5 protein-coding genes are annotated in these 6,831 nt (G+C 64.6%); 2 read left to right on the top strand and 3 right to left on the bottom strand.

Annotated elements, in window-relative coordinates:
* Positions 1–110 (bottom strand): single-stranded DNA-binding protein (locus GR328_RS17870; protein ID WP_160886137.1); only part of this gene is annotated, 110 nt, incomplete at its 3' end.
* Between the two features lie 613 nt (positions 111–723).
* Between GR328_RS17870 and uvrA the strand changes: the two genes are divergently transcribed.
* Entirely contained in the window at positions 724–3,693 is a 2,970-nt protein-coding gene (gene uvrA / locus GR328_RS17865; protein WP_160886135.1) for an excinuclease ABC subunit UvrA, read from the top strand.
* Positions 3,694–3,738: 45 nt separating this feature from the next.
* Here the strand turns inward: uvrA and GR328_RS17860 are convergent, their stop codons facing one another.
* Positions 3,739–4,536 carry a bestrophin-like domain gene (locus GR328_RS17860; protein ID WP_160886133.1) on the bottom strand — a complete coding sequence of 266 codons (798 nt, stop codon included), beginning with the start codon at positions 4,534–4,536 and terminating at the stop codon, positions 3,739–3,741.
* Positions 4,537–4,763: 227 nt separating this feature from the next.
* Between GR328_RS17860 and GR328_RS17855 the strand changes: the two genes are divergently transcribed.
* The gene (locus GR328_RS17855) at positions 4,764–5,573 is read left to right on the top strand and encodes a class I SAM-dependent methyltransferase (protein WP_160886131.1); all 810 of its coding nucleotides are present in this window, start codon (positions 4,764–4,766) and stop codon (positions 5,571–5,573) included.
* Between the two features lie 61 nt (positions 5,574–5,634).
* On the opposite strand, the gene GR328_RS17850 is transcribed toward GR328_RS17855, so the two are convergent.
* Positions 5,635–6,780, bottom strand: a complete 1,146-nt coding sequence (locus GR328_RS17850) for a GGDEF domain-containing protein (RefSeq protein WP_160886129.1) — start codon at positions 6,778–6,780, stop codon at positions 5,635–5,637.
* Positions 6,781–6,831 lie beyond the last annotated feature (51 nt).

Genomic DNA, 6,831 nt, shown 5'->3' with positions numbered 1-6,831 from the left:
GAGGTCGCCAGCCGCAGGTTCACCACCGGCTCGCCGTTGTTGAGGCGGCGCACCTCCGGGTCGCGCCCCAGATTGCCCACCAAAATCACCTTGTTCACGCTGCCCGCCATCGGACCATCTCCTGTTCACATGGCCCTGTTCTGGGCCCAAACAGGGACCAGGACAAGCCCGGGATCGGCCTGTCCCCAGAAAGCCCAGGCCAGTCCGCAGCCGATCAACAAGGGAGACGACGGCCCCCGAACGCCGCTTCAGATGATGAGGAACCCGCAATCGTCCGTCCACGTCACCTTCGTCGCCCGGGAAGCCTGACGGGTCGCCTGGCACCAGATTGGTGGCTTGGCTCGTAAAGGTCACGTAACGCCCGTCGGCGCTGACGGAAGCGAAAAAGCTATTGCCGTTTCCCCCTTCGCCGCTCGCGCTGGCCGAGACCTTGACGATCGAACCGTCCGTCAGGTCCTTGCGGAAGATGTCGAAAGTCCCCGTGTCGCCGGGAACGAGGGTCGCATCGCTCTGGAAGAACACGTGACGCCCGTCGGCGCTGATCCGGTTGGCAAATCTGTGAGGTTGCTCGCTGCCCACGCCTGCCCCATTGCCCTCCGTACCCTCTTTGTTCTAAATTCCTGCGGGAATCATCCGCCGCATTGCATCCGTGGGTGAGACGTCACATATGCCGGGCTCGGCCGCTCAAGGCCGTTTCCCCCTTTTTGAAGGCACTTGAAGGCCATGGCTAAACTCGACGAGCTGTTCAACCGCGCCAGGGCGGGTGACCCGAATGCGCGCGTGATCTCCGTGCGCGGGGCGCGGGAGCACAACCTCAAGAACGTCGACCTGATGGTGCCTCGGGACAAGCTCGTGGTGTTCACGGGCCTGTCCGGCTCGGGTAAGTCGTCCCTCGCCTTCGACACCATCTATGCGGAGGGGCAGCGGCGCTACGTAGAATCCCTCTCGGCCTACGCCCGCCAGTTTCTGGAGATGATGCAGAAGCCGGACGTGGACCAGATCGACGGCCTGTCGCCCGCCATCTCCATCGAGCAGAAGACCACCTCGAAGAACCCGCGCTCGACGGTCGGCACGGTGACCGAGATCTACGACTACATGCGCCTGCTCTGGGCTCGGGTCGGTATTCCCTATTCGCCCGCCACGGGCCTGCCCATCGAGAGCCAGACGGTCAGCCAGATGGTGGACCGGGTCCTGGAGCTGCCGGAGAAGACGAGGCTCTACCTGCTCGCCCCCGTAGTGCGCGGGCGCAAGGGCGAGTATCGCAAGGAGATCGCCGAGTTCCAGAAGAAAGGCTTCCAGCGTCTGAAGATCGACGGCGAATATTACGCCATCGACGAGGCCCCTGCCCTCGACAAGAAGTTCAAGCACGACATCGACGTGGTGGTGGACCGCATCGTCGTGCGCTCCGACATCGCCGCGCGCCTGTCGGAGTCCTTCGAGACCGCGCTCGAGCTGACCGACGGCATCGCCGTCATCGAATACGCGGACGAGAAGGACGAGAAGGGACAGGCAAAGCGCATCGTCTTCTCCTCCAAGTTCGCCTGCCCGGTCTCCGGCTTCACGATCCCCGAGATCGAGCCGCGCCTGTTCTCGTTCAACAATCCCTTCGGCGCCTGCCCCACCTGCGGCGGCATCGGCCACGAGATGCGCATCGACCCGGCCCTGGTGGTGGACGAGACCCTGTCCCTGAAGCGCGGCGCGATCATGCCCTGGGCCAAGTCGACCTCGCCCTATTACGGCCAGACCCTGGAGGCGATCACCAAGCATTTCAAGGCTTCCATGACGAAGCCCTGGACCGAGCTGCCGGAGAAGGTCCGCGACGTGATCCTCTACGGCTCGGACGGCGAGCCCATCCGCATGGCCTATGACGACGGCCTGCGCGCCTACGAGGTGAAGAAGCCCTTCGAGGGAGTGATCCCGAACCTGGAGCGCCGCTACAAGGAGACGGAGAGCGACTGGGCCCGCGAGGAGATCGGCCGCTTCATGAGCGAAACGCCCTGCGAGGCCTGCGGCGGCAAGCGCCTGAAGCCCGAGGCTCTCGCGGTGAAGATCGCAGGTTCCGACATCGGCGACGCCACCGCCTTGTCGGTGAAGGATGCGCACGAGTGGTTCGGCGGCCTCTCGAAGAAACTCAACAAGAAGCAGAACGACATTGCCGGCCGCATTCTCAAGGAGATCCGCGACCGCCTCACCTTCCTGGTGGATGTGGGACTGGAATATCTCACGCTCGCCCGCTCCTCCGGAACCCTCTCAGGCGGCGAGAGCCAGCGCATTCGCCTCGCGAGCCAAATCGGCTCCGGCCTCACGGGTGTCCTCTACGTTCTCGACGAGCCCTCCATCGGTCTGCACCAGCGCGACAACGACCGCCTGCTCGGAACCCTGAAGCGCCTGCGCGATCTCGGCAACACGGTGATCGTCGTGGAGCACGACGAGGACGCCATCCTTCAGGCCGATTACGTGTTCGACATCGGCCCGGGCGCGGGCATCCACGGCGGCAAGATCGTCGCCGAGGGCACACCCGACGAGATCATGAAGAATCCGAAGTCGCTCACCGGCAAGTACCTGACGGGCGAGATGTCCGTGAAGGTGCCGGTGCAGCGCCGCAAGCGCGACCCGAAGCGCATGCTCAAGGTCGTCGGCGCGAAGGGCAACAACCTGAAAGACGTGACGGCGGAGATCCCGCTCGGCACCTTCACCTGCATTACCGGCGTCTCCGGCGGCGGCAAATCCACGCTCGTCATCGATACGCTCTACAAGGCGGTGGCGCGCAAGCTCAACGGCGCGCTGGAGCACCCTGCCCCACACGAGCGCATCGAGGGCCTGGAGCATCTCGACAAGGTCATCGACATCGACCAGTCCCCCATCGGCCGCACGCCGCGCTCCAACCCGGCCACTTACGTCGGCGCCTTCACCCCGATCCGCGAATGGTTCGCAGGACTCCCCGAGGCGAAGGCGCGCGGCTATCAGGCGGGCCGCTTCTCCTTCAACGTGAAGGGCGGCCGCTGCGAGGCCTGCACCGGCGACGGGGTCATCAAGATCGAGATGCACTTCCTGCCCGACGTCTACGTCACCTGCGACGTGTGCAAGGGCAAGCGCTACGACCGCGAGACGCTGGAGGTGAAGTACCGCGACAAGTCCATCGCCGACGTGCTCGACATGACGGTGGAGGAGGCCCGCGATCTGTTCAAGGCGGTACCCTCGATCCGCGAGAAGATGCAGACGCTCGCCCGCGTCGGCCTCGACTACGTGCATGTGGGCCAGCAGGCTACCACCCTGTCGGGCGGCGAGGCGCAGCGCGTGAAGCTGTCGAAGGAGCTGTCCAAGCGCGCCACCGGCCGCACCCTCTACATCCTCGACGAGCCGACCACGGGCCTGCATTTCCACGACGTGGCGAAGCTCCTGGAGGTGCTGCACGAGCTGGTGGACCAGGGCAACACTGTGGTGGTGATTGAGCACAACCTCGAAGTGATCAAGACCGCCGACTGGGTGATCGACATGGGCCCGGAAGGCGGCAGCGGCGGCGGCCGGATCGTGGCCGAGGGCACGCCCGAGGACATCGCCAGGTCCAAAACCAGCCACACCGGCCGCTTCCTCAAGGAAGTGCTGGAGCGCCGTCCTTTGAAGAAGGAAGCCCCGGCCAAGGACGCCCCGAAGAGGCCGAAGAGGGTGACGCGACAGGAGGCGGCGGAATAGCCGCCTCCCGGAACCGTCGAGCATCGGGCCGGAGCGGCCGGCCTCTCAGGGCGTCGGAGCGACCTTGGGCGCCTTCTTGATTTCGTCGAGGGCCGTCTCATAGGGCGTGGTGTCGACAATCGCAGGACCCGCATAGGGATGGCTCAGAGCCAGGATCGCATAGAGCGTGAGCCCCGTATACGCGCCGTAGATGGAGAGGATGGCGGCGTGCAGGGCCGAGGCCGGAAATACCAGGAAGAACCCGACGATAATCAGGAAGCCCGCGATGGCCATCCACCAGAACAGGGTGGGAAGCCCGCGATGCAGCAGTGCCAGCCGTTCCTTCCGATGATCCTGCAGGCTGTCCATATTCGCGATCAAGCGGCTGCGAAGGGATTGCTGCCGCGATGTATCGGCTCGCAGATCGAGAATTCCCTCATCGAGGTCGTAATAAGCGCGTCCCACGTCGCTGCTGCCCTGGGGGCGGCGCCCGGGCTCCTGCCACTCCGACTGCAGAACGGCTCCGACATAGGCGGCAAGCTGCTCGCGCAGGGGTCCCGCCTCGGACCCGTTCCACAGTTTCAGCTGCAGAGCGATCTGCTCGATCGTGGAAGTCTCCTTCGCAACTTCCCGCTGCAAACTGGTGTGTGTCGATTGAGCCTCCGCGAAGACGAGCGCGAGAATAAGGCCGTGGATCGCGCCGATCCGAACGGCGACCGTTTCGGCAACGTCCCGTGCCTTCGTCGGGAGCTCGTCGCTCAACCGCCTGCGGACGACGACGAAAGGCAGAGCCGAGGCGGCAACCGCCACCGCCATCGCCATGGTGGCTCCCAGCCAAACCGGAAGCTGCAAGAGGTTCGCCATGCTTTCCTCCTGGCCGGCGCCCCCGTACCTTCCGGCGCCGGTGCGCGCAAGGAGAGCACGTCGCGCCGTGCACTGCCACGGATTTTCGGGCGTATCGGACCGCCGTTTAAGCTCGGCTCTCGCTCGGAGCGCCCGGGGAACCGGATACCGTCGCCTACCCTCTTTGTGCCTATTGCCACATCACGGCGTCGGCAGGATGATTGCAGACTTTCGCGGTGGAGGAGGCCATGAACGCCACCGATGCGGCCTTTGGCGGTTCGATTCCTGCCCTCTATGAGCGGTATCTCGGATCCCTTCTCTTTAGGCCCTTTGCCGAGGACCTCGCGGCACGCCTGAGGGACGTCACTGCCGGCCGAGTTCTGGAGACAGCGGCGGGGACGGGCATTGCGACCCGTGCGCTGGCGGCCGCCCTCCCACCCCTGGTTGAAATCATTGCCACCGATCTCAACCAGGAGATGCTCGATCAGGCTCGAACCAAGCTTCAGGCCCCCAACGTGACGTGGCGTCAGACCGATGCGCAGACCCTCCCCTTCGAGGATACTTCCTTCGACGCCGTCGTGTGTCAGTTCGGCGTGATGTTCTTCCCCGACAAGCAGAAGGCTTATCGGGAGGCGCTGAGGGTGCTCAAGCCGGGCGGGCGCTTCCTGTTCAATGTCTGGGACAGGCTGGACGCAAACCCGGTGAGCAAGATCGTCTCGGACCGTATCATCGGGATGTTCCCAGAGGACCCGCCCCGGTTCATCGAACGCATACCTTTCGGCTATTTCGACGAGGACCGCATTGAAGGAGAGCTTCAGCTGGCCGGGTTCGAAAGCATCGCCATCGAGCCTGTCGACAAGGTGGGTCAGGCCCCCACGGCTCGCGAAGCAGCGATAGGTCTGACGCAGGGGACGCCCCTCCGCGGGGAAATCGAGGCCCGCGCGCCGGGCCGCCTCGAAGAGATTACGGATCAAGCTGCGCAGGCTCTTGCCGGTCGGTTCGGTGACGGGCCCATCGAGCACGGCATGAGGGCGCTCGTCGTCACGGCGCTGCGCTGAGGCTCCCGGACAAGGTTGTCGCTCCCGCGCGCGGGAGTGCCGCGGAAAATCGGGCGGCCCGTCAGGCACTGACCCGGGAGCCGGCGGAGGAGACTACGATGTTCCGGCCTCTGTCCTTCGCCCGGTATAGAGCGATATCCGCCTCGTGAAGCAGCATTTCCACGGTTGCGTCAGAGGATGCCGAGCAGCCGACGCTGACGGTGACCTCGGCACCGGCACCGAGCACGGCCTTGCCGGCCCTGGAGAACTCGTCGCGGACGGCTTCCCCGAGAGCCGCGGCACATTCCATGTTCATCGGCAGGATCGCGGCGAATTCCTCGCCCCCGAGGCGTCCGAAGGATTTCGGCGGAAGATGCCGGCTCAGCACCTGCCCGAAAAGTGTGAGGACGGCATCGCCGACATCGTGGCCATAGCGGTCGTTGATGCTCTTGAAGTTGTCGAGATCGAGGACGAGGCAGCTGACGGGCTTGCCATGCATGGACGCGGTCAGTTCGCCGGCATTCTGCATGAAGGCGCGCCTGTTGGGGATTCCCGTCAGAGGGTCGACCAGGGCAGCGAGCTTGTAACCCAGCTCCACGCTCTCCTTGGCCATGGACAGGAAGATGAAAGCGAGGCTTGGGGTGAACACCACCAGGAAAAGGGCCATCTCGGAGGACCAGCGATGGGCCAGCGCATCGAACCAGGAGATCGAAGTCGACGAAACCGCCGGCCAGATCCGCACGGTGTTGAAGACCGCCAGAAGAACCAGGAGAACCACGGCGAACCGCTGCGATGCGAGAGGTTGCCCGGCATAGCGCCAGAGTTCCCACGCGCTGAGCAGAGAATATACGCCTGTCGTGAGGGCGACCAGGATCAGCCGGTAGTCCTGCCTCTCATAGATGAAGGGGAAGGCCGCGCTCCACAGTACGACACCGGTCAGAGCCACCAGGGGGACCCCCTTGCGGCCATTGAAGATCCGGCACCCGGCATAGAGAGCCACGTAGGACAGCAGTCCGAATACGTTCCCTATCAGCAGGGCGGAATAGGAGCCGCTGGATCGTCCGAGATTGGCCACCGCGAAGCCGGTCGCGACAAGACAAAAAGCCGCTCCCCACGACAGCAGCGCGCGGACATTCCGATTGACCGTCCAGGCGAATACCAGCAGCCCGCCGAGAACCAGGGCGAGAAGGACAAAGGCAACATTGAGGGTGGCTGGATCCAGGGTCATCGTGGCGGTGGCAAGACTTCGGCTGGTCTGATGCAGTAGTAGAGGAGCCCC

The organism is Microvirga makkahensis (assembly GCF_009830105.1).
GTDB classification, from domain to species: Bacteria; Pseudomonadota; Alphaproteobacteria; order Rhizobiales; family Beijerinckiaceae; genus Microvirga; species Microvirga makkahensis.
This window is presented reverse-complemented; position numbering and strand designations above follow the sequence as displayed.

What these genes read in the sequence shown, in the direction of transcription:
- uvrA (WP_160886135.1), top strand. Translation starts at nt 724, where the DNA reads ATGGCTAAACTCGACGAGCTGTTCAACCGCGCCAGGGCGGGTGACCCG.
- GR328_RS17850 (WP_160886129.1), bottom strand. Translation starts at nt 6,780, where the DNA reads ATGACCCTGGATCCAGCCACCCTCAATGTTGCCTTTGTCCTTCTCGCC.
- GR328_RS17860 (WP_160886133.1), bottom strand. Translation starts at nt 4,536, where the DNA reads ATGGCGAACCTCTTGCAGCTTCCGGTTTGGCTGGGAGCCACCATGGCG.
- GR328_RS17855 (WP_160886131.1), top strand. Translation starts at nt 4,764, where the DNA reads ATGAACGCCACCGATGCGGCCTTTGGCGGTTCGATTCCTGCCCTCTAT.